This window comes from Bradyrhizobium lablabi, from assembly GCF_001440475.1.
GTDB lineage: Bacteria > Pseudomonadota > Alphaproteobacteria > Rhizobiales > Xanthobacteraceae > Bradyrhizobium > Bradyrhizobium lablabi.
This window is the reverse complement of sequence record NZ_LLYB01000086.1, coordinates 157,074-177,512: the sequence shown is the minus strand read 5'-3', so window position 1 is coordinate 177,512 and position 20,439 is coordinate 157,074. Positions and strand designations below refer to the sequence as shown.

Here is a 20,439-nt window from a genome sequence, read left to right as displayed (position 1 = left end):
AAAAACAAGAGGAAACGGGCATGCGGTTGAAGTTGCTTTCGCCTGGCGAAATGAACGCCGATCAGAAAGAAACCTACGACGAGGCGATATCGGGCAAGCGCGGCGCCCCGCCGGCGCCGATGATGGCCTGGCTCAACAGCCCGGACATGGCGCGGCACGCCACGCGGCTCGGCGAGCAGCTGCGTTTCAACACAATATTTCCGGCAAAACTGTCCGAGATCGCGATCCTCGTTACCGCCCGCCACTGGACCTCGCACTACGAATGGTTTGCGCATAAGCGGCTGGCGCTGAAGGGCGGCATGGATCCGAAGATCATCGAGGACATCCGCGACCGCCGCACACCGACGTTCGACGATCCCAAGGGGAAGATGATCTACGACCTCGCCAAGTCGCTGCACGAGGGCAAAGGCGTGTCGCAGGCGCTGTATGACGAGGCGGTGAAGGTGCTCACCGAGCGCGGGATCGTCGAGGTGATCGGGCTGTGCGGTTACTACACGATGGTGTCGATGACGCTGAACACGTTCGAGTTTGGACTGCCGGAGGGCGAGGTGTCGGACCTTGGGTAGGGTCCCTGAGATGACCGTTCAAACCGGGGCGAAGAAGTGGATTGCCGTCGCTCAACAACTCCTGAGCGATCGGACGACGCCTGTCGGCTGCCCGTTTTGCCGGGCGGCGGACCTGGATGTAACCGACGTTCCACTGTCCCACGAGAAGGTAGAACGTTGGATTGCATGTCCCAACTGCAAAGAGAGAACTGCGCTCCTAATGTCGAAAGGAACAGGCACCAGCCCTTAGCGGAGCCTCCTTTCCGGAAACGTTGGGTTTCGGGATAGGCTGGTGGCGGTTTCTCGAAGCCCGCCCTATGTGGAGTTGGTCAACGGAGCAACCACATGTCGCAAACCCCACCCATCATCGCAGGCACCCGGATCGGGCATGTCCATCTCAAGGTCGCCGATCTCGACCGCGCACTCGGCTTCTATTGCGGCGTGCTCGGCTTCGAGGTGATGCAGCGGATGGGCTCCGGCGCCGCGTTTATCTCAGCGGGCGGCTATCACCACCATATCGGTCTCAACACCTGGGAAAGCAAAGGCGGCCACCCGCCGCCACCCGGCACTACCGGGCTGTTTCACACCGCCATTCTCTATCCCAGCCGCCCGGCGCTGGCAGATGCGCTGTATCGCGTGATCCAGGCCGGCATCGAGCTCGATGGCGCCAGCGACCACGGCGTCAGCGAGGCGCTTTACTTGCGCGACCCCGACCAGAACGGCGTCGAGCTCTATCGCGACCGGCCGAAGGAGGAATGGCCGCGTGCACCGGATGGCGCGCTCGCGATGTTCACGAAGCGACTGGATCTGGAGGATCTGCTGCGGCAGCGGATAGCTTAGTTCCTCATGGTGAGGAGGCGCGCGCAGCGCCATCTCGAACCACGAGGCCCGTAGCCCATCCTTCGAGACGCGGCCTACCGGCCGCTCCTCAGGGTGAGGTCTTTGTGTGGTGACCGCGGATCATGATCAGCACAGCCGCGGTCAGCTCCACCGCAATACATCCGTAGAACGGCAGTGTGTAACTGCCCGACAGATCGCGCAACAACCCGACCACGCCTGGGCCGAACGCGTAGGTGATCTGGTTGATCGCCGTAATCAGACTGACGAGCACACCGAACGAGCGCGGATCGAACTCGCGCTGCACGATCAGCGCCGGCAGCGTGATCAAATTGCCGACCGAGAAGCCGAACAGCGCACAGGCGGCGATCAGCGCATAATCATTATGCACGTTAATGACGATGAGCAGCGCGACTGCCTGGCTGACAAAGGAGAGCGAGGACGCTAGCCGCTGGTTCATCCGGTCGATCACGAAGGAAAACAGCACGCGGCCGACCACCGCCATTGCCGTCAACAGCGCCATCGCAACCGTGGCGCGCTGCCGCCCGATCACCGAATCCAGAAAGGCGATCAGGTGCACGATGAAGCCGACCTGCGCGAACAGCACCAGCGCGAACGCGATCGAGACCGAGAGGAAGCCGATATCGCGAAAGGCACGCGCGCGGATTTGCGTCGGCGACGGCGCATCCGCGGAATCGACCGCACCCGCACTCAAGTGAAGCGGCGGCCGTCCGACCAGCAGCAGGATCACCGGCACCATCAGCGCGACCATCACCGCGGCCGAGACGGTCATCGCGCCGGAAAAGCCGAAATAGCCGATCGCGGTCACCAATAGCGGCACGCCGACGATGCCGCCAAAGCTCGCGCCGTTCAGCGCCAGGCTGATCGCCATGCCGCGCCTGTCGTCGAACCATAGCCCCAGCGTATTGGTGATGATGGCAAGGCTGGTCCCCGCCCAGCCGAACGCCAGCACGGCATTGGCGAGGTATAGCTGCCAGGGTTCGCGCACCTGACCGATCGAGATCGCCGCCGCGGCCATCGCGAATGTTCCCGCGATCAGGCAGTTGCGCGCACCGAACGCCTTGATGGCTTCGCTGACGAAGGCGACCAACGCCGCGCCGAACAGATAGAAGAACGTGGTGCCGGACGAGATCAGCGACGCCGGCCAGCCGTGCAGCCGCTGCAACTCGGCGACATAGACGCTCTGGCCATAGAAGCCGAGTCCCCAGCCGAACGTTGCCAGCAGGAAACAGACGAGGACGATGCGCCAACCGTCGTAGCGGATGGAGGCCTCATCGACGGAGGTGTAGTTGCGAGCGTCCAAAGGATGTCTCTTGGTTGCTATCGCGTCTTTGCCGCGACTGTCCGGCACATGTCGGTAACAACAAACAAAGCTGCAAGGACCATCAATTCGACGCCGACCGAACTGTCAGCAGATGGCAGCTGTAGCGTTTTCGAGCGAGGTGGCTCCCGGTTCGCGTAAAGAAAACGCGTCAAACAAAAAACTAGAGCTCGGTTCTGATGTCCAATCAGAACCGGGCTCTAGGCCGCCGGCTTCGACGGATCGTAGAAGAAGCGCTCGCGCCAGACCTTGTCGCCGCGCCATTCCTGCAGCGCGACCTCGTCGAACCGGCCGGTCTTGCCGGACTGGAACACGAACTCGAACACCCAGTGGATCGCGACACGGTCGCCCTCGACGATCGAGGTCACGCAGGTCGAGGTCACGCTCTTGACCCGCTCCAGCACCGCGCGCTCATGCGCCACCAGGACGTCGCGGCCGACCCGCGGCGGGGCCTCGTTCTCCTGCATGCTGGCGTCCTCGGTATAGAAGCGCTCGATCGCCCCGGCATGGTCGCCGGCAACGACGGCTGCAATGAACTCATCAAGACGAGCGCGCGTCGGCATGGGAGGCCTCCGATAATTGGGTGAGAACGCCCGGATCGGGAGTTTCGTCCACCGGTCGCAATTTAGCCCGCCGCTTGGCCAATGACGCAAGCGCCAGGACGGCGAGGCCGAGCAGCACCGGCGGGAACACGACCATGTTGACCATGGACCAGCCGTAATGCGCCAGCAACTGGCCGGACGAGAACGACCCCAGCGCCATCATCCCGAACACCAGGAAATCGTTGAAGGCCTGCACCTTGTTGCGTTCCTGCGGCCGATGCGTTTCCAGCACCAGCGCCGACGCGCCGATAAACGCAAAGTTCCAGCCCACCCCGAGCACGATCAGCGTCGCCCAGAAATGCATCGCGGTGATGCCGGCAAGGCCGATACCCGCCGCCGCGGCTTCCAAAAGCAGGCCGACCGCCACGATGGCAGGCGCGCCGAAACGCGCGATCAGCGAGCCCGTGAAGAAGCTCGGCCCGTACATCGCCACGATGTGCCACTGAATGCCGAAATTGGAATCGCTGACCGTGAGCCCGCACATCTTCATGGCGAGCGGTGCCGAGGTCATCACGAGGTTCATCATGGGATAGGCGATCACCCCGCACAGGGCGGCGGCGATGAAGCGCGGCTGCCGCGCGATCTCGAACAGCGGCCTTCCGCCATGCATATCGGACGCCGCCGGCTTCGGTGCATCGACGCCAGAGAGCACCGCCATCGCCACCAGCGCGACGATGGCCTGCATCACGAAGCTGAAGGCAAACAGATAAGGCGGCCAGATGTCCATGGTCCACTGCACGAGTTGCGGGCCGAGCACGCCGGCGAACACGCCGCCCGCCATCACCCAGGACAACGCCTTGGGACGGAATGCAGCACTGGCGCCGTCGGCGGCGGCAAAGCGATAGGACTGCGCCACCGCGCCATAGAGCCCGCCGAGAAAGGTCGCGAAGCAAAACAGCCAGAACGATCCATGCAGGATCGCGGCCGCACCGAGGGCGCCGGTCAGCACGCCGCAGAAGGTGCCGATAATGAAGGCGACACGGCGGCCATAGGCGCGGGAGATCGCGCCGGTCGGCAGCGTGCCCGCGGCGAGCCCCAGCACATACATCGAGATCGGCACGGTGGCGAGCGAGACGGTCGGCGCCAGCGTCGCGCCGACTATCGATCCGGTGGCGAAGATGACAGCCGAATTGGCGCCGGTCAGCGCCTGCGCCGCAGCCAGCCGCAGCACGTTCGCGCGCGCGCGTGCATCATTGGCGATCTCTTCGGTGACAGTCGTATCCGGCATCGGCCTTCCCGCCCGGCAGCCCCTGGGGCGGGGAAGCCTCATTGATTTGCGCGGCACTATGGAGATGCAAGGGGACGCGATCAACCGGCGCAAACGGGCGCGCGCCATGCGAGAGGCGCACATTGGACAGGGCACGGAGAACAGATTACATCGGGGCCGCCCCGATCGAGCCTGGTGCGATGCGATACGCGCAGCCGGCATTTCTGGAGTTCAAGCCATGAAAATCGACGACAGGCCGACCGTCGCCGCGCCCGACGATGATCCCTATCTCTGGCTCGAGGACATCGAAGGCGAGCGCGCGCTCGATTTCGTCGACCGGCAAAGCCGGCTGACGCTGGAAACTTTTGGCGGCCGGCAGTTCGCCGGGGATCGCGACACGCTTGCGGCGATCTATGACCGATCAGACAATATTCCCTACATCACGCGCCACGGCGGGTTCGTTTACAACCTCTGGAAGGATGCCAGAAATCCGCGCGGCATCTGGCGGCGCACGACGCTTGCAGATTTCCGCAACGTGGAGCCCGCCTGGGAAACGCTGCTGGATATCGACCGCCTGGCCGCCGAGGAGGACAAGGATTGGCTGCTCAACTGGACGCAGCCGCTGTCGGGAAGCCCACGCGTAATCGTCTCCCTTTCCCGAGGCGGCAGCGACGCGGTGACGCTGCGGGAATTCGATCTGGATGCGAAAGCCTTCGTCGCGGACGGATTCACCTTGCCGGAAGCCAAGAGCGGGGTCGAATGGGCCGATGCCGATACGCTCCTGCTTTCGAGTGCGCTCGGCGAGGGCATGGCGACGACATCGGGTTATGCGAGAACGGTCCGGCTATGGCGCCGCGGCGAAGCTGTGGAGCAAGCGCCGGTGCTGTTCGACGTGCCGGCCGACCGGATGGGCGCGTATTGCGGCGTTGACAATACTGCCGCGACGCCGCGGGTGTGGTTCATCGATCGAATCGATTTCTTCAACCAGAATCTCTGGCTCGGCACCGAGGCTGGTCCACAGACAAAGCTCGACCTGCCGACCGACGTCTGGCTGGACGCGCATCAGGACTGGCTGGCCGTGAAGCTGCGCGGAGCCTGGACGGTCGCAGGCAAGACCTATGCGCCGGACAGCGTGCTCGGCATCCCGCTGTCGGCTTTTCTTGCTGGCGACCGCCACTTCACCATCGTGTTCGAACCGGGACCGCGACGGGCGCTGCAGGGATTTTTCTGGACCGCCGGCAAGCTCGTATTGTCCATTCTCGACGAGTTGCGGCCGGTGTTCGAAATCTGCGCGCCATCGACCAACGGCTGGACACGCGAGAGACTGCAGGGCCTTCCCGAGATCGGCGTGGTCGATGTCTGGCGTCTCGACCGTCACGAAGCCGAGAGCAACGGCGACCTGCTCGCCAATGTGCAGGACCCGCTGACGCCGCCTTCGCTGATGCTGATCGAAGGCGTCGCGGCGCCAGCGATCTTGAAGCAGGCACCAAGGACTTTTTCCGCCGACGGACTCATCGTCACCCGTCATGAGGCGATCTCGGTCGACGGCGAGCGCATTCCCTATGTGCAGACCGGTCCCGCCGCGGAGAGCGGCGATGCACCGGTCTATATGAGCGCCTATGGCGGCTTCGGCAGCGCGGTGAAGCCGTACTACAATTCCGCACTCGGCAAGCTCTGGCTCGAGCGCGGCGGCACCACGGTGCAGGCCAATATCCGCGGCGGCGGCGAGTTCGGCACGCGCTGGCACGACGCCGGCCGTTATGCCGGAAAACGGCTGGCGCACGATGATTTCGCGGCCGTCGCCGCGGACCTCGTCAAGCGCGGCGTGACGCGCGCCAGCAGGATTGCCGCCGAAGGCGGATCGAACGGCGGCATCCTGATCACCAACATGCTGGTGCGCTACCCCGAACGATTCGGCGCGCTGTTCTGCACGATTCCCCTGGTCGACATGCGCCGCTACACAAAACTGCTCGCCGGCGCGAGCTGGATCGCGGAATATGGCGATCCCGACAAGCCCGCGGAGTGGGAGTGGCTGAAGACCTATTCCGCCTATCACACCGCAACCGCGGGCCAAAACTATCCGCCGATCCTGATCGCCACCACGCGCCGTGACGACCGCGTGCATCCCGGCCACGCCCGCAAGATGGCGGCCAAGCTGCAGGCCATGGGATATGAGGCCTATTTCTACGAGCCGGCCGCCGGCGGCCACGGCTACGGCAAGGACAATCGCGAACGCGCCGGATTCATCGCGCTTGGATACGCGTTTCTCAGAGAGAAGATCGGCTGGAACGATGGCGCCGTGTAGCCCATGCCGCTCACGGCCGCTTCTTGCCTGATCTCTTTTTGGCTCGCACCGCACCGGTTTTGTGGACCTTTGAGCGAGGATCCACGAGGCCGGTGTGCGGAAAACCTGGACTCCAGTCGAGCGCGATCGTCGCGGCGAAACCGAAGAAGCTGGAACGGCTCATGCCAAGCTCCGTGGCGCGCCGGTCGATCCGCGTAATCAGGCTCTTCGGCAAATAGACGTTCACCCGCTCGGACGGATCGGGCGGATCAACGCCTACAATGAAATAGGCGACGACGTCGGCGCCCTTGGGTAGCGCGATCTGCTCGATCGGCGTCGGCTCCGGCAGCGGCCTGCCCTGCTCGGCCATTCCGTCCACCGCGCGCGCCAGCGCCGCCTCCGCCCGCTCGATCGCCTCTTCCTGCGACCGCCCGCCGGCAACGCAGCCCGGAAAATCGGGAAACCACGCCCCGAGCGCCCCGCGCGGACCGCGTTCCAGCACTGCCGGATAGAGCCGCTTCTTCAATCTGGCCTCCCTGCGATTGGTATGCTATTTAACACACCTGATTGTGTGTCAAATCACACATCAATAGCATGGGCTGAAATGGAGGGCAAAATGGACGCGCAAGCCGAACTCCGCATCATCCGTGCGGCCTACGCCAAGCAGGTTCTTGCCGCTGCAAACGTTGTCGATGCGCGCCTGGCGCAGGCGTTTGCGGCCATTCCGCGCGAGGACTTTCTCGGTCCGGGTCCGTGGCTGGTGCTGCGGTGGCTCCGCGACTATGTGCCGACACCCGACGCCGATCCCGTCTATCTCTATACCGACGATCTGGTCGCGCTTGTGCCCGAGCGGCACGTCAACAACGGGCAGCCGTCGTTGCACGCCCATCTCATTCACCAGGCCGCACCCGCCACAGGCGAGCACGTGGTGCATGTCGGAACGGGCACGGGCTATTACACCGCCATCCTCGCCCATCTCGTCGGACCGTCCGGCCGGGTAACGGGAATCGAGTATGATGCGAACCTCGCCGCGCGCGCCAGAGCCAACCTTGCGGCCTATGCGAATGTTGCCGTGATCGAGGGCGACGGCACGCAGGTGCCGTTCGATGCCGCCAACGTCATCTATGTCAATGCCGGCTGCACGCGGCCGGCCACCAGCTGGCTCGACAACCTTGCCGATGGTGGCCGCCTGATCATGCCGATGACCTCGGATCAGGGATTTGGCGGCATTGCGCCGGAGCGCATGGCGAGCGCCGGCGCGGTATTCCGAATTGAGCGAAGGGCTGCGGACTATCTTGCACGCTGGATCTCGCCCGTTGCGATCTTTCCCTGCGCCGGCGGCCGCGACGAGGCGTCCGAACGGGCGCTCGCGGACGCCTTTGCTGGTGGCGATCTACAAAAGGTGACGCGGCTATACCGTGATCAGGACATTCCCGACGAGCGCTGCTGGCTGCGCGGATCGGGGTGGTGCCTCGCCTATCATTGACGTGCCGACAGGCGGCTACGCCGATGCGTCTGACCGCTGAAAGGCCAGGATCATATTGTTCGCCGGCATCTGCACGGCTTCGATCAATGCGACGCCTGCGCCCGCGGCGAGCTTCTCGAGATCGCCGATATCGCGCACGCCCCATTCAGCGTCCTGCTCGCGCAGGCTGGTGTCGAACACGGCGTTGCTCATCGCGGTGTGCTTGCCGTCGCGCTTGAACGGGCCATAGAGAAACAGCCGTCCGTCGCTACGCAGATAGCGGCCTGCACCAGCGAACAGGCCTTCGGCCACGCGCCACGGCGCGATGTGAATGACATTGGCGCAGAACACGGCCAGCAATTCGCCCGGCCCGCTGCCATCATGCATTTGCGGACACCAGGCGGGATCGGAGAGATCGACGCGGAGCGGCGGGCGGATGTTCGGCAGGGCAGCATGCGCGCGCCATGCTTCGATGCTCGCGATATGCCGCTCGTTGAGATCGCTCGGCCACCAGATGATGTCGGGCGTGTGGGTCGCGAAATGCACCACATGCTGGCCTGTGCCGCTGCCGGCCTCCAGCACGTCGCCGGATTTGCCGGCGAGGAATTGCTCCAGCACCGCCCAGATCGGCGCATGGTTGCGGTGGAACGCGGCCGCATCGAGCCTGCCGTCGGGCTCGACCGGCCGGCCATCCTTGCCGAACTCAACCACAAACTCAGCCATCTCAATTCGATCCTGCAAAAAAGTGGCGCAGCGTCACTTCAGATCGCCGCAGAAAATCTCTTTCAGCACCCCGAGCAGACGCAATGTGCGCGGGTCGGCGACGCGATAATGCAGCGTCTGCGAGGTGCGGCGGAATTCCACCAGGCCATCGGCGCGCAGTTTCGCCAGATGTTGCGACAGCGCCGACTGGCTCAGCTTCACGACCGCCACGAGCTCGCCCACCGTCATCTCGCCGCGCACGGCAAGAAAGCAGAGGATCAGCAAACGCTTTTCATTGGCCAGCATTTTCAGGAGCTGGGCCGCCTCGCCGGCCTGCTTCGCCAGCGTCTTCAGCGCCGCCTCATCGTCGGCGCCGGGGACGAAGGTGGTTTCTTGCCGGCCCTCTTGCTCAGTCGCTTGCTCAGTTTCTTGGGCGGCCGTGGCGGCTGCTCTCATCACTGCAAATCCGGTATCGTTTTCCGTGCCTGCGAAGCACAGATATCACAATAGCGCGCCGACTTTTCTTTAGCATTGACTAAATTAGCAAATGCCGATACCGGTTCCAAAAAGCAAGAAATCATGCGGCGATGTGGCCGTGAGAGGAAGAAAACGTGCGGCAGAATCCATTGCGCAGCAAAGTTGTTCTCCCTGATCTCGCCGCCCCGGATACCCCGATGGGCCGCCGCAGCTTCCTCGGCCTCGGCGCAGCGCTGACCGGCAGCCTCGCCCTTGGAGCCCAACCGGCCACCGCCGACCCCGCACAGGAATCTCCCCCCGCCGACGCCCCATGGTCGCAATCGATCGGTCCGGGCGTGGTCGATCGGCCTTACGGTCGGCCCGCGGATACCGAGGCTTCCGTCATCCGGCGCAACGTGCCCTGGCTCACCGCCGGCACGGAATCGTCGGTGAGCTTTTCACCGTTGCAGGAGCTGCAGGGCATCATCACGCCGAACGGGCTGTTCTTCGAGCGCCACCATGCAGGTTGGCCCAGCATCGATCCGGCGCAGCACAAGCTCATGATCCACGGCCTCGTCGAGCGCCCGCTGCTTCTCACGATGAAGGACATCCTGCGCTTCCCGCAGACCACGCGCGTCCATTTCATCGAATGCCCGGCCAATGGCGGCATGAACTGGCGCGCCGCGCAGATGAACTCGCTGCAGTTCAGCCACGGCATGGTCAGTTGCGCGGAATGGACCGGGGTCAGGCTGTCGACGCTGCTGGAAGAGGTCGGCATCAAGAAGGAAGCCAAGTGGGCGATGGTCGAAGGCGCCGACGGCGCGCATATGAACCGCAGCCTGCCGCTCGACAAATGCCTCGACGATTGCCTCGTGGTCTATGCGCAGAACGGCGAGGCGCTGCGGCCCGAACAGGGCTATCCGCTGCGGCTGGTGGTGCCGGGCTGGGAAGGCAACGTCAACATCAAGTGGCTGCGCCGGATCAAGCTCGGCGAAAAGCCGTGGCACACCCGCGAAGAGACCTCGAAATACACCGACCTGATGCCTGATGGCACCTCGCGCGGCTTCACCTGGCTGATGGACGCGAAATCGGTCGTCACCTTTCCCTGCCCGGAAAAACCGCTCGATAAGCCCGGCCTCTATGAAATCAGGGGCCTGGCCTGGACCGGCAACGGCAAGGTCAGGCGTGTCGACGTCTCCACGGATGGCGGCGTCAACTGGCAGGCTGCACGGCTGCACGAGCCGATCCTGTCGAAGGCGCTGACGAAATTCACGCTGCCCTGGCGCTGGGATGGCCAACCGGCGCTGGTCGCATCCCGCGTCGTCGACGAAACCGGTTACGTGCAGCCGACGATTGCACAACTGCGCGCGCAACGCGGCTCGAACTCGATCTACCACAACAATTCGATTCAGACCTGGCAGGTCAAACCGGACGGAAGCGTGTTCAATGTTCAGCTCGCGTAAGATTGGCCTGCTGCTCGCCGCCTCGCTCGCAGCCGCCTGCGCGCGCGCAAGCGCGGCGGAGCCCGGCCATTTCGGCTACGGCAGCGTAGCGACACCGGCGCAGATCGCCGGATGGGACATCGATGCGCGCGGCGAGGACGGAACGGGTCTGCCACCGGGCAAGGGCACGGTGGACCGGGGAGCCGACGTCTATGCCGAGCAATGCGCCGCCTGTCATGGAACCTTTGGCGAAGGCGAAAGCCGCTTTCCGAAGCTGGTCGGCGGCGTCGGATCGCTCCGGGACGAGCGCCCGGAGCCGACGGTGGGCAGCTACTGGCCGTTCGCCCCGACCTTATGGGACTATATTAACCGCGCCATGCCGATGCCCGCGCCGCACACATTGTCAGCGGATGACGTTTATGCTTTGACCGCCTATATTCTGAGCCTGAACGACCTCGTTCCCAATGAATTTGTTGCCGATCGCAACAGCTTGCCGAAAGTCAAAATGCGCAATCGCGACAATTTCATCTGGACCGACCCGCGCCCGGATACGGCGGCAGCGCCTTGCATGAACGCCTGCGTGAGTGCCGCCGATGTCAGGATCGCGTCGACGGCCGAAGGCAGGGACCTGACGCCGCGCACGACCGGGCCGCTCGACACGATGCAACCGAAATAGAATACGGAAACGCCTGTGACCGATCATTTCTCGACGAAATCAAGGCTTGCCGCGTTTGCGCTGGCGATGGTGATCGGCGCTTTCGTATCGGCCGGCGCTGCGCAGGCGCAGTCCGCGGTGGATGAAGGCCGCAAGCTCGCCTTCGACCGCGGCAAGGGCAATTGCCTGACCTGTCATGTCATCAAGGGCGGCGACCTCCCCGGCACGATCGGGCCCGAGCTGGTCGACATCAAGAGCAAATATCCCAAGCGCGAGGATCTCGTCGCCATTCTCCATGACGAAACCCTGCGCAATCCGCTGACGGTGATGCCGCCGTTCGGACGGAATCGAATTCTCACCGAAAAGGAAATCAATGCGGTGGTGGATTTCCTGCAGACGCTGTGACGCAAGACCGAGAAATCAGGGCTGTGACGTGCGCACGCACGCATGAGGAGACGAGATATGAGTGACGTCGAATTTTCGGCCACGCGCCGGCTGATCCTGCAGGGTGCAGGCGCAGTTGCGCTCATCGGCCTCGGCAATTTGCCCTTTGGCCTGACGCCGGCGCTTGCCGCAGCCAATGACAAATATCCGGAAGACGCGTTCAAGCAGAAGAGCGACGCCGACGTCATCAAGACGCTCTACGGCAAGACCGCCGAGCCATCGGACAAGGTGAAGCTGGACGCACCCGAAATCGCCGAGAACGGCGCCGTGGTGCCGATCTCGGTCTCCACGACGCTTGCCGACGTGACCTCGATCGCGTTTCTCGTCAGCGAAAATCCAAACGTGCTGATCGCAAAGTACAACATTCCGGCAGGCACCATGCCTGCTGTCGCCAACCGCATCAAGATGGCCAAGACCAGCAATGTGACGGTGCTGGTCGAAGCCGGCGGCAAGCTCTACAGCGCCAACAAGGAAGTCAAAGTCACCGTCGGCGGCTGCGGCGGCTAGCGCATGATCCGGAAAAGTGGGTACCGGTTTCCGACAAGATCATGCGCCAAATAACAGGCTAGGAGAATTCAGATGGCATCGACCATTCGCGTGCGCGCCACTTCGAGCGGCGAGACCACCGAAGTGCAGGCGCTGATCCAGCATCCGATGGATTCCGGCTTCGTCAAGGATTCCAAGGGCGAGATCATTCCCGCGCATTTCATCCAGCAGCTCACCTTCGAATATGACGGCAAGAACGTGTTCGCAGCCGATTGGGGCGGCGGCATTTCCAAGGACCCCTACGTCAAGTTCACCTTCAAGGGCGGCAAGAAGGGCGATGAGCTGAAGATAAGCTGGGTCGACAACAAGGGCGCGACCGACACCACCACGGCGAAGATCCAATGAAGCTGCGATCCGCGATCTATCTGGCTTCCGCCGCGCTTTCGCTTGCGCTGTTGACGCTTGCGAGCACGCTGCCCTCTGACGCCGCCGACAAGGTCGATCCCGTCGCCGACGCCAAGGCGTTCAAAAAGTTCTTCACCGACAAATTCCCCAAGGTGAAGCTGGAAGATTTCGTCAACGGTCCCTATTCGATGAACGAGGACCTCTATCGGCAGTGGCAGGAGAAGGAGCAGTTTCCGCCTTACGAGTTCTCGCTCGAGATGGGCAAGGAAATGTTCTCAAAGCCGTTCAAGAACGGCAAGACCTACGCCGATTGCTTCGAGAATGGCGGCATCGGCGTCCGCCAGAACTATCCTTACTTCGACGCGAAGGAAGGCAAGGTCATCACGCTTGAGCTGGCCTTGAACCGCTGCCGCGAAGCCAACGGCGAAGCGCCCTATTCCTATGTCAGGGACGAGATGGCGGCGCTGACCGCCTACATGGCCTTCACCTCGCGCGGCAAGCCGATGGACATCAAGATTCCGGACGATCCGCGCGCGCTCGCAGCCTACGAGGCCGGCAAGGAATATTTCTACACGCGGCGCGGCCAGCTCAACTTCTCCTGCGCTACCTGTCATGTGCAGAGCCCGGGCGAGCGCATCCGCGCCGAAATCCTGGCGCCCGCGCTCGGCATCGTCAACGCGATGCCGATCTATCGCTCGGAATGGAGCGGCATGGGCACCACCAGCCGGCGCTTCACCACCTGCAACAGCCAGATCCGCGGCGTTCCGCTCAGCCCGCAGGACGACGAATACCGCAACGTCGAATACTACCTGTCCTATGTCAGCAACGGGTTACCGATATCCGGTCCGGGAGCGCGGCCATGAGGAACCTGATGCCAAAATCCGCATTGGTCCTGATACTGGTCGCGGCCGGCCCGATATCCGCGTCCGCCGCAGGTTCCGAGGACGATTTCAAGGCGGCCTATGCTGCAGCCGAAGCCGCCAACAAGGAAGCTGGCAAGCTCCGCAATCAATGGACCACCACGGCGAACACGCTGGCGGCGGCGAAGAAAGCGGCCGATGCCGGCGATTTCGACAAGGCCACCGCGTCGGCCAAGGAGGCCGAGGCCCTCGCCAAGGCTTCGATCTTCCAGGCCACCAGCGAGAAAACCCGCTGGAGAGAGATGGAAATTCGCTAGAGCAGGATCCGGAGAAGCGGAAACCGGTTTTCCGCCAAGATCGTGCTCCACACACAGACGCCGTTACGACGCGCGGAGACCCGCATGACCATCCGCCGCCGCGATTTCCTGACGCTCGCGGGCGCCGCTACGCTTTCCGGTAGCCTGCCGCGGCTGGCGCGGGGCGCCGACAATGGCGTCTATGATCTCGAGCGCTTCGGTAACGCCCGCATCCTGCACATCACCGACGTGCACGCGCAGCTCCGGCCGGTGTTCTTCCGCGAGCCGAGCGTCAATCTCGGCGTCGGCCCCATGCACGGCAACCCGCCGCATCTGGTGGGACGCGCGTTTCTCGATCGCTTCGGCGTCCGGCCCGACAGTGCCGATGCCTATGCCTTTACCTGCATCGAATTCGAAAAGGCTGCCGGACGGTTCGGCAAGCTCGGCGGTTTTGCGCATCTGAAGACGCTGATCGACCGGCTGCGCAGCGAGGTCTCGTCCGGGCGCTCCCTGCTGCTCGATGGCGGCGACCTCTGGCAGGGCACCGGCCTTGCCAACACGCTGCAGGGCGCCGACATGGTGGACGCGGCCAACCTGCTCGGCATCGAGGCGATGACCGGCCATTGGGAATTCACCTATGGCGAGAAGACGCTGCGCGCCAATATCGAGCGCTTCAAGGGCGAATTCCTGGCGCAGAATGTCTTCCTCACCGAGGAAGCCGCGTTCAACGACGCCAAGGCGTTCGATCCGGCTTCGGGGCGCGTATTCAAGCCGTCCGTGATCAAGGAGATCGGCAGCTATCGCGTCGCCGTGATCGGACAGGCGTTCCCCTACGTGCCGATCGCCCATCCCAAGCGCTTTACGCCGGACTGGAAGTTCGGCATCCGCGATGAAGAGCTGCAGAAGCTCGTCGATGGCCATCGCAACAACGACAAGGTCGACGCCGTCATTCTGCTCTCGCATAACGGCATGGATGTCGACCTCAAGCTTGCCAGCCGCGTCACCGGCATCGACGTCATCCTCGGCGGCCATACCCACGACGCGGTGCCGCAGCCGATTGCCGTGAGCAACGCAGGCGGCACCACGCTCGTGACCAATGCCGGCTCGAACGGCAAGTTTCTGGCCGTGCTCGATCTCGAACTCGGCAAGGGCAAGGTCAGCAACGTGCGCTACCGGCTGCTGCCGGTATTTTCCGAATTGCTGAAGCCGGATCCGGCGATGCAGGCGCTGATCGACAAGGTTCGTGATCCGCATGCGGCTATGCTGAGCGAGAAGATCGCATCCGCCGACCGCCTGCTCTACCGCCGAGGCAATTTCAGCGGCAGCATGGATCAACTGATCTGCGATGCGCTGCTCGGCGAATTGAACGCCGAGATCGCGCTGTCGCCCGGTTTTCGCTGGGGCACCACCGCGCTGGCGGGCCAGCCGCTGACGATGGAGGACGTGATGGCGCAGACCGCCGTCACCTACCCCGAGACCTACGTTCAGACCATGACCGGCGGCCAGATCAAGGACGTGCTGGAAGACATCTGCGACAATCTCTTCAACACCGATCCCTATTACCAGCAGGGCGGCGACATGGTCCGCGTCGGCGGGCTGGCCTACACCTGCACGCCGACTGAAACCGTCGGCAAGCGGATTTCCGAACTCAAGCTCGACAACGGCCGCACGCTGGAAGCCGGCAAGCGCTACAAGGTCGCGGGCTGGGCTTCCGTCAACGAGCAGACCGGTGCGCCGATCTGGGATGTCGTCGCCAGCCATCTGAGATCGGGCAAGCCGCCGAACCGGGCCGCGCCGGGCGTCACGCTGAAAGGCGTTGAAGGCAATCCGGGCATTGCGGGACAGGCATGACGACAATTTCGACCATGCTTCGCGTCGCGATCGCGGCGCTGTCGATCGCAGCCGCCGCGCCTGCCGCCCGCGCCCAGCAGCCGCCGCTGCAGGACAAGCCGTTTGCCGAGCACAAGATCGTGCTGCAGCTCTCCGATAACGACGCGCGCAAGCAGGGCCTCGTGCTCAGCGTCGCCAGCAATCTGATGAAGCATTACGATCCCGACAAGGTCGCGATCGAGATTGTGGCGTTCGGTCCCGGCATCGACCTGCTGCGCCCGGAAAATCCCAACCGCAAGATGGTCGAGAGCCTGGTGGCGCAGGGCGCGCGTTTCGACATCTGCCTCAACACCGTCGATACGCTGGAGCGCGAGAACGGCAAGCGGCCGGAGTTCATCGCCGCGGCAACGCCGGTCCAGGTCGGCGTCGCGCAGATCCTGTTTCTGACGGAGAATGGGTACACGCTGGTAAGGCCGTGAATGTTACTGACCAGGCGGATCGCGGCGCTCCTTCGACTGTCATTGCGAGCCAACGGGTCGCGCGAACGCGCGCCCGATGACGGGCTCCGCGAAGCAATCCATCTATCCCCGTGCCGAGATNTCGCTTCGCTCCCTTGCGCAAACGCTTCGCGTTTGTCGCAGGCAATGACGGGGTCGACCGCAAGAAGTAAATCTTTCGAGAAAGCGACTTCAGGTAGATGAAAGCCGTTTGAGAAGACGGCAAAAATAGAATAATATCCTGCGCAATGCTCATTCGGATTGAGAGCGCGGCAGCAGCCATGATCTTTCGCCAACTCTTCGACAGCGTTTCCGGCACCTACAGCTACCTGCTGGCCAGCCGCGCGGGCGGCGAGGCGCTGATCCTCGATCCCGTGCTGGAGAAGGCCGACCGCTACTGCCAGCTCCTGCGCGAACTCGACCTGCGGCTGGTGAAGGCGATCGACACCCATCTGCATGCCGACCACGTCACCGGTCTCGGCGAACTGCGCGACCGCACCCAGTGCATCACCATCATGGGCGAGCAGAGCAAGGCCGACGTGGTGTCGATGCGGGTGTCCGACGGCGACAAGGTAACGATCGAGGGGCTATGCCTCGATGTCATGTACACGCCCGGCCATACCGACGATTCCTATAGTTACCTGATGGGCGACCGCGTCTTTACCGGCGACACGCTTCTGATCCGCGGAACCGGCCGCACCGATTTCCAGAACGGCTCCTCGCGCGCGCAATACGAGTCGATCTTCAACCGGCTGCTGAAGCTGCCCGAGGAAACACTGGTGTACCCTGCGCACGACTACAAGGGCGACACGGTTTCCACCATCGGCGAGGAGAAGCGCCACAATCCGCGGCTGCAGGTGCGCAACGTCGACGAATATATCGAGCTGATGGCCAATCTGAAGCTGCCGAATCCGAAGATGATGGACGTCGCCGTGCCCGCCAACATGCATGTCGGCCTGCACCAGGAGGAGTTGGCCAAGCAGGGGCTGGCACTCTCTGCCCGCGACGCCATCAACAGTCTCGGCCGGCCCGATATCCTCTTGGTCGATCTGCGCGAGACGGGCGAGCGCGCCAAGCACGGCACGATCTCGGGCGCGCTGCATGCGCCCTACCCCGGCATCTCCGAAAGCCTCAAGCCCGGCGGCATGCTGCGCGAAGTCGCCGCCGCCACCGGCCGCTGCGTGGTGTTCTTCTGCGCCTTCGGTGAGCGCTCGGCGATGGCGGTGGCCGCGGCGAAGAATGCGGGGCTCGCCAACACCGCGCATATCGAAGGCGGCATCGACGCGTGGAAGAAGGTCGGCGGACCGGTGGTGATGGGGTGAGCCTTGTAGCCCGGATGAAGCGCAGCGAAATCCGGGGCGCCACGACAAGAATCCCGGACTGCGCATCGCTCCATCCGGGCTACGAAGCTACCTCCCCACCCGCTTCAATTCCGCCGTCAGCGCGTCCAGCGCGTCCGCCAGCAACACGCCGCCGCACTCGGTCATGCGCTCCGGAATGACGATCCGTTTCGCCGGCGGATAGAAGCGCTCCAGCGCCGGATGCAGCAGGAACGCCTGGCCGTCATCGCGCGCAGTATCGCCGGTCTGAGAAACCACCAGGAAATCGGGCCTTAAGTTCACGATCGCCTCCAGCGAAGCAAAGCCGCCGAAGGAAAAACCGAGGTCGCCGGCGGCGCTGCGCAGCCCGGTTTCGGCCAGCAGCGAGCCGACAAAACTGTCGCTGCCCGCCACCCAGCCGCGCCGCGACAGCGGCAGCACGCGATAATGCCGTTCCGAAACAGCCTGGCGGGTACGTGCGAGCGCCGCATCGAGCCGCGCGATTTCCGCCGCCGCGCGATCGGGATGACCGGTGATGTCGCCGGCCTCGCGGATCTGCTGCCGCGCTTCGTCGAGCGTTCGTGGCACCGCGAGTTCGGCGAGACGAAGTCCTTTCGCCTTCAACAGCTCCCGCGTCGCACGCTTGTCGAACGCGCTGGCGACGACGATGTCGGGCTTTATCAGCAGCACGTCCTCGGCTCCGCCCGACAGCACGGGATAGCGGCTGAGGTCGCCCGCCTGCGATTGCCAGCCGTCGCGCGAGAACCGGCTCAAGCCGAGAATCTGTTCTGGGTCGGCGAGCGTCAGCACCAATTGATCGGTGCAGACATTCATCGATATCAGACGCGGCAGATTGGCAGCGGGCGCGGAACTGCCCGACATGGTCAGCACCGCGGCCACGATTGCGGACCGCCATCGCATCAGATATCCGCCCACGGCACGATCACGGCCTCGCGCTGATATTCCGCGCGATAGGCCGAGATCCGGAACACATCGGCCATCACCTGCTCGGACAGCGCCGCTGCCGGCGCGCCCTGCGACACCAGCCGCCCTTCGCGCAGCACCAGCACATGGTCGGCAAACCGCGCCGCGAGCCCGAGATCATGCGTCACCACGATCACCAGCACGCCCTTGTCGGCGGTCGCGCGCAAATTCTGCATCACGTCGATCTGGTGCCGCGGATCGAGCGAGGCGGTCGGCTCGTCGGCCAGGATGACCGGCGCCTCCACCGCCAGCGCGCGGGCCAGCGCGACGCGGCTGCGCTCGCCACCGGAGAGTTCGGTGACGCGGCGATCGCTGAACTCGATCACGTCGACCGCCTGCATCGCACGCAGCACGGCTTCCGCGTCCTTCGGCGACAGCCGCGCCGGATCGGTCGCGCCATGCGGATAGCGGCCGAGCGCCACGATATCGCGCGCCGGCAGCGGCCAGTGCACGACATGCCCCTGCGGCAGATAGCCGAAGCGTTTTGCGCGCTCGCGCAGTGGCAGCGAAGCCAGCGTTTGGCCGCCGATCCCGATCTCGCCTTCGGACGGGATCAGCCCGGCCAGAGCCCGCAGCAGCGTGGTCTTGCCGGCGCCGTTCGGTCCCACCAGCGCCACCAGATGTCCCGCTTCAAGCGCGAGCGAGACGTCGTTCAGCACGACACGGCCGGCGAGCCGTACGCCAAGTCCCCTCGCGGTGAGCAGCGCGGCCTCGTTCATGCGACACCCCCACCGAGCGCACGGCGTTCGCGCATGATCAGATAGAGGAAGAACGGCACGCCGATGATCGAGGTCAGCACGCCGACCTTGATGTCCGAGGTCGAGGGAATGATCCGAACCGCGATATCGGCCGCCAGCAGCAGCGCCGAGCCGGCGAGCGCGCTCGGCACCAACAGCCGCCCCGGATCGTGACCGATCACGGGCCGCATCAGATGCGGCGCGACCAGGCCGATGAAGCCGATGGTGCCGGTAACCGCCACCGCGCCGCCAACGCCGAGCGCGACGCCCGAGATCACGAACAGCCGCAGACGTCCGACATCGACACCGAGGCTTTGTGCGGTTTCTTCGCCCAGACTGAGCGCCCGAAACGCATGGCGCTGGCTGAACAGCATGAGCCCGCCGGCAATGATGAAGGGAAACGCCAGCATCACATGCTGGAAGCTGCGGTCCTCCAGCGAGCCCAACAGCCAGAACGCGATCTCCAGCACCACGAAGGGATTGCTGGAGAGGTTCATCACCAGCGCGGTGGCAGCGCCCGCAAAACTCGAGATCGCCAGGCCGGAGAGAATGAGAATAAGCAGCCCGGCATTGCGGCCGGCGATCGAGAGCAGCACGAAGACGGACGCAAAGGCGGCGATGATCGCCGCCACCGGCAACGCGTAGGAGCGCACATCGGCCACCCCCAGCGCGATCACCAGCACGGCGCCGAAGGCCGCCGATTGCGGCGCACCGAACAACGAAGGCGAGGCCAGCGGATTGCGGAGCAGGCCCTGCAGCGATGCGCCCGACAAACCGAGAATGGCGCCGATCGCGAGCGCCAGCAGCGTGCGCGGCAGGCGGATCTCCCGCACGATCACCTGCGATACCTCGCTGCCGATCCCTAACAGCGCTTGCGCCACTGAAAGCGGCGACAGCCGCACCGGCCCGATGCCGAGCGAGATCAGCATCAGGATCACAACGAGGACGGAAAGCGCGGCCACCGCACCGATCCGCCGGCGTGCGGCAATCTCGTTGGTCAGGGTTACGGCCTCAACACTCATCGATGGTCCTAAAGCAGGTTTG

The 20,439-nt window shown here is 64.1% G+C and carries 24 protein-coding genes; 14 read left to right on the top strand and 10 right to left on the bottom strand.

Annotation, left to right across the window (positions count from 1 at the left end):
• Window positions 1-20 precede the first annotated feature (20 nt).
• Window positions 21-566 carry a carboxymuconolactone decarboxylase family protein gene (locus CQ14_RS24725; protein ID WP_057860437.1) on the top strand — a complete coding sequence of 182 codons (546 nt, stop codon included), beginning with the start codon at window positions 21-23 and terminating at the stop codon, window positions 564-566.
• A 324-nt stretch (window positions 567-890) separates the two neighbouring features.
• Window positions 891-1,385, top strand: a complete 495-nt coding sequence (locus tag CQ14_RS24720; protein ID WP_057860436.1) for a VOC family protein — start codon at window positions 891-893, stop codon at window positions 1,383-1,385.
• 88 nt (window positions 1,386-1,473) lie between these two features.
• Here CQ14_RS24720 and CQ14_RS24715 read toward each other — a convergent pair whose 3' ends face one another.
• The 3 genes from CQ14_RS24715 to CQ14_RS24705 form a co-directional block, all read right to left on the bottom strand.
• The gene (locus CQ14_RS24715; RefSeq protein WP_057860435.1) at window positions 1,474-2,706 is read right to left on the bottom strand and encodes an MFS transporter; all 1,233 of its coding nucleotides are present in this window, start codon (window positions 2,704-2,706) and stop codon (window positions 1,474-1,476) included.
• A 218-nt stretch (window positions 2,707-2,924) separates the two neighbouring features.
• The gene (locus CQ14_RS24710) at window positions 2,925-3,287 is read right to left on the bottom strand and encodes a nuclear transport factor 2 family protein (RefSeq protein WP_057860434.1); all 363 of its coding nucleotides are present in this window, start codon (window positions 3,285-3,287) and stop codon (window positions 2,925-2,927) included.
• Window positions 3,265-4,554 carry an MFS transporter gene (locus CQ14_RS24705; protein ID WP_057860433.1) on the bottom strand — a complete coding sequence of 430 codons (1,290 nt, stop codon included), beginning with the start codon at window positions 4,552-4,554 and terminating at the stop codon, window positions 3,265-3,267. The genes CQ14_RS24710 and CQ14_RS24705 overlap by 23 nt, the downstream gene beginning before the upstream one ends.
• Before the next feature lie 217 nt (window positions 4,555-4,771).
• Between CQ14_RS24705 and CQ14_RS24700 the strand changes: the two genes are divergently transcribed.
• Window positions 4,772-6,838 carry a prolyl oligopeptidase family serine peptidase gene (locus tag CQ14_RS24700; protein ID WP_057860432.1) on the top strand — a complete coding sequence of 689 codons (2,067 nt, stop codon included), beginning with the start codon at window positions 4,772-4,774 and terminating at the stop codon, window positions 6,836-6,838.
• Between the two features lie 10 nt (window positions 6,839-6,848).
• Here the strand turns inward: CQ14_RS24700 and CQ14_RS24695 are convergent, their stop codons facing one another.
• Window positions 6,849-7,343, bottom strand: coding sequence for a type II toxin-antitoxin system HicB family antitoxin (locus tag CQ14_RS24695; protein ID WP_057860431.1), 495 nt, complete (start codon window positions 7,341-7,343; stop codon window positions 6,849-6,851).
• Window positions 7,344-7,433: 90 nt separating this feature from the next.
• Between CQ14_RS24695 and CQ14_RS24690 the strand changes: the two genes are divergently transcribed.
• On the top strand, window positions 7,434-8,303 hold the full coding sequence (locus CQ14_RS24690; protein WP_245320482.1) for a protein-L-isoaspartate O-methyltransferase family protein: 870 nt from the start codon (window positions 7,434-7,436) through the stop codon (window positions 8,301-8,303).
• A gap of 15 nt (window positions 8,304-8,318) precedes the next feature.
• On the opposite strand, the gene CQ14_RS24685 is transcribed toward CQ14_RS24690, so the two are convergent.
• Both CQ14_RS24685 and CQ14_RS24680 read right to left on the bottom strand, forming a co-directional pair.
• Window positions 8,319-9,005, bottom strand: coding sequence for a DUF938 domain-containing protein (locus tag CQ14_RS24685; RefSeq protein WP_057860429.1), 687 nt, complete (start codon window positions 9,003-9,005; stop codon window positions 8,319-8,321).
• A gap of 33 nt (window positions 9,006-9,038) precedes the next feature.
• Window positions 9,039-9,440 carry an ArsR/SmtB family transcription factor gene (locus CQ14_RS24680; protein ID WP_082650020.1) on the bottom strand — a complete coding sequence of 134 codons (402 nt, stop codon included), beginning with the start codon at window positions 9,438-9,440 and terminating at the stop codon, window positions 9,039-9,041.
• 218 nt (window positions 9,441-9,658) lie between these two features.
• Between CQ14_RS24680 and soxC the strand changes: the two genes are divergently transcribed.
• The 9 genes from soxC to CQ14_RS24635 all read left to right on the top strand — a co-directional run bounded on the left by soxC (window position 9,659) and on the right by CQ14_RS24635 (window position 16,337).
• Entirely contained in the window at window positions 9,659-10,903 is a 1,245-nt protein-coding gene (gene soxC / locus CQ14_RS24675) for a sulfite dehydrogenase (protein WP_057860428.1), read from the top strand.
• Window positions 10,887-11,558 (top strand): c-type cytochrome, encoded by a 672-nt coding sequence (locus CQ14_RS24670; protein ID WP_057860427.1) that lies wholly within the window; start codon window positions 10,887-10,889, stop codon window positions 11,556-11,558. The genes soxC and CQ14_RS24670 overlap by 17 nt, the downstream gene beginning before the upstream one ends.
• Before the next feature lie 66 nt (window positions 11,559-11,624).
• On the top strand, window positions 11,625-11,942 hold the full coding sequence (gene soxX / locus CQ14_RS24665; protein WP_057860542.1) for a sulfur oxidation c-type cytochrome SoxX: 318 nt from the start codon (window positions 11,625-11,627) through the stop codon (window positions 11,940-11,942).
• 57 nt (window positions 11,943-11,999) lie between these two features.
• Entirely contained in the window at window positions 12,000-12,488 is a 489-nt protein-coding gene (gene soxY, locus CQ14_RS24660) for a thiosulfate oxidation carrier protein SoxY (RefSeq protein ID WP_057860426.1), read from the top strand.
• Window positions 12,489-12,560: 72 nt separating this feature from the next.
• A complete protein-coding gene (soxZ, locus tag CQ14_RS24655; protein ID WP_057860425.1) occupies window positions 12,561-12,872 on the top strand; it encodes a thiosulfate oxidation carrier complex protein SoxZ in 312 nt (103 codons plus the stop codon).
• Window positions 12,869-13,735 (top strand): sulfur oxidation c-type cytochrome SoxA, encoded by an 867-nt coding sequence (gene soxA / locus CQ14_RS24650; RefSeq protein WP_057860424.1) that lies wholly within the window; start codon window positions 12,869-12,871, stop codon window positions 13,733-13,735. The genes soxZ and soxA overlap by 4 nt, the downstream gene beginning before the upstream one ends.
• Complete coding sequence (locus CQ14_RS24645) at window positions 13,732-14,049, top strand: hypothetical protein (protein ID WP_430650211.1); 318 nt, start codon at window positions 13,732-13,734, stop codon at window positions 14,047-14,049. The genes soxA and CQ14_RS24645 overlap by 4 nt, the downstream gene beginning before the upstream one ends.
• An 84-nt stretch (window positions 14,050-14,133) precedes the next feature.
• Window positions 14,134-15,879 (top strand): thiosulfohydrolase SoxB, encoded by a 1,746-nt coding sequence (gene soxB, locus CQ14_RS24640; protein ID WP_057860423.1) that lies wholly within the window; start codon window positions 14,134-14,136, stop codon window positions 15,877-15,879.
• On the top strand, window positions 15,876-16,337 hold the full coding sequence (locus tag CQ14_RS24635; RefSeq protein ID WP_057860422.1) for a DsrE family protein: 462 nt from the start codon (window positions 15,876-15,878) through the stop codon (window positions 16,335-16,337). Before soxB ends, CQ14_RS24635 begins: the two co-directional genes overlap by 4 nt.
• A 121-nt stretch (window positions 16,338-16,458) precedes the next feature.
• Here CQ14_RS24635 and CQ14_RS45340 read toward each other — a convergent pair.
• Window positions 16,459-16,638: hypothetical protein (locus tag CQ14_RS45340; RefSeq protein WP_210183170.1), on the bottom strand; the 180-nt coding region annotated here is incomplete at its 3' end.
• Between CQ14_RS45340 and CQ14_RS24630 the strand changes: the two genes are divergently transcribed.
• On the top strand, window positions 16,637-17,677 hold the full coding sequence (locus CQ14_RS24630) for an MBL fold metallo-hydrolase (RefSeq protein ID WP_057860540.1): 1,041 nt from the start codon (window positions 16,637-16,639) through the stop codon (window positions 17,675-17,677). The two genes, CQ14_RS45340 and CQ14_RS24630, sit on opposite strands and share 2 nt — an antisense overlap.
• 87 nt (window positions 17,678-17,764) lie before the next feature.
• On the opposite strand, the gene CQ14_RS24625 is transcribed toward CQ14_RS24630, so the two are convergent.
• The 3 genes from CQ14_RS24625 to CQ14_RS24615 are packed head-to-tail and all read right to left on the bottom strand — an operon-like array spanning window position 17,765 to window position 20,417.
• Window positions 17,765-18,595, bottom strand: a complete 831-nt coding sequence (locus CQ14_RS24625) for an ABC transporter substrate-binding protein (RefSeq protein WP_057860539.1) — start codon at window positions 18,593-18,595, stop codon at window positions 17,765-17,767.
• A complete protein-coding gene (locus CQ14_RS24620; protein WP_057860421.1) occupies window positions 18,595-19,377 on the bottom strand; it encodes an ABC transporter ATP-binding protein in 783 nt (260 codons plus the stop codon). The genes CQ14_RS24625 and CQ14_RS24620 overlap by 1 nt, the downstream gene beginning before the upstream one ends.
• Entirely contained in the window at window positions 19,374-20,417 is a 1,044-nt protein-coding gene (locus tag CQ14_RS24615; RefSeq protein ID WP_057860420.1) for a FecCD family ABC transporter permease, read from the bottom strand. The genes CQ14_RS24620 and CQ14_RS24615 overlap by 4 nt, the downstream gene beginning before the upstream one ends.
• Window positions 20,418-20,439: the final 22 nt, after the last annotated feature.

What these genes read in the sequence shown, in the direction of transcription:
- CQ14_RS24725 (WP_057860437.1), top strand. Translation starts at nt 21, where the DNA reads ATGCGGTTGAAGTTGCTTTCGCCTGGCGAAATGAACGCCGATCAGAAA.
- CQ14_RS24720 (WP_057860436.1), top strand. Translation starts at nt 891, where the DNA reads ATGTCGCAAACCCCACCCATCATCGCAGGCACCCGGATCGGGCATGTC.
- CQ14_RS24710 (WP_057860434.1), bottom strand. Translation starts at nt 3,287, where the DNA reads ATGCCGACGCGCGCTCGTCTTGATGAGTTCATTGCAGCCGTCGTTGCC.
- CQ14_RS24705 (WP_057860433.1), bottom strand. Translation starts at nt 4,554, where the DNA reads ATGCCGGATACGACTGTCACCGAAGAGATCGCCAATGATGCACGCGCG.
- CQ14_RS24700 (WP_057860432.1), top strand. Translation starts at nt 4,772, where the DNA reads ATGAAAATCGACGACAGGCCGACCGTCGCCGCGCCCGACGATGATCCC.
- CQ14_RS24690 (WP_245320482.1), top strand. Translation starts at nt 7,434, where the DNA reads ATGGACGCGCAAGCCGAACTCCGCATCATCCGTGCGGCCTACGCCAAG.
- CQ14_RS24685 (WP_057860429.1), bottom strand. Translation starts at nt 9,005, where the DNA reads ATGGCTGAGTTTGTGGTTGAGTTCGGCAAGGATGGCCGGCCGGTCGAG.
- CQ14_RS24680 (WP_082650020.1), bottom strand. Translation starts at nt 9,440, where the DNA reads ATGAGAGCAGCCGCCACGGCCGCCCAAGAAACTGAGCAAGCGACTGAG.
- soxC (WP_057860428.1), top strand. Translation starts at nt 9,659, where the DNA reads ATGGGCCGCCGCAGCTTCCTCGGCCTCGGCGCAGCGCTGACCGGCAGC.
- CQ14_RS24670 (WP_057860427.1), top strand. Translation starts at nt 10,887, where the DNA reads ATGTTCAGCTCGCGTAAGATTGGCCTGCTGCTCGCCGCCTCGCTCGCA.
- soxX (WP_057860542.1), top strand. Translation starts at nt 11,625, where the DNA reads ATGGTGATCGGCGCTTTCGTATCGGCCGGCGCTGCGCAGGCGCAGTCC.
- soxY (WP_057860426.1), top strand. Translation starts at nt 12,000, where the DNA reads ATGAGTGACGTCGAATTTTCGGCCACGCGCCGGCTGATCCTGCAGGGT.
- soxZ (WP_057860425.1), top strand. Translation starts at nt 12,561, where the DNA reads ATGGCATCGACCATTCGCGTGCGCGCCACTTCGAGCGGCGAGACCACC.
- soxA (WP_057860424.1), top strand. Translation starts at nt 12,869, where the DNA reads ATGAAGCTGCGATCCGCGATCTATCTGGCTTCCGCCGCGCTTTCGCTT.
- CQ14_RS24645 (WP_430650211.1), top strand. Translation starts at nt 13,732, where the DNA reads ATGAGGAACCTGATGCCAAAATCCGCATTGGTCCTGATACTGGTCGCG.
- soxB (WP_057860423.1), top strand. Translation starts at nt 14,134, where the DNA reads ATGACCATCCGCCGCCGCGATTTCCTGACGCTCGCGGGCGCCGCTACG.
- CQ14_RS24635 (WP_057860422.1), top strand. Translation starts at nt 15,876, where the DNA reads ATGACGACAATTTCGACCATGCTTCGCGTCGCGATCGCGGCGCTGTCG.
- CQ14_RS24630 (WP_057860540.1), top strand. Translation starts at nt 16,637, where the DNA reads ATGATCTTTCGCCAACTCTTCGACAGCGTTTCCGGCACCTACAGCTAC.
- CQ14_RS24625 (WP_057860539.1), bottom strand. Translation starts at nt 18,595, where the DNA reads ATGCGATGGCGGTCCGCAATCGTGGCCGCGGTGCTGACCATGTCGGGC.
- CQ14_RS24620 (WP_057860421.1), bottom strand. Translation starts at nt 19,377, where the DNA reads ATGAACGAGGCCGCGCTGCTCACCGCGAGGGGACTTGGCGTACGGCTC.
- CQ14_RS24615 (WP_057860420.1), bottom strand. Translation starts at nt 20,417, where the DNA reads ATGAGTGTTGAGGCCGTAACCCTGACCAACGAGATTGCCGCACGCCGG.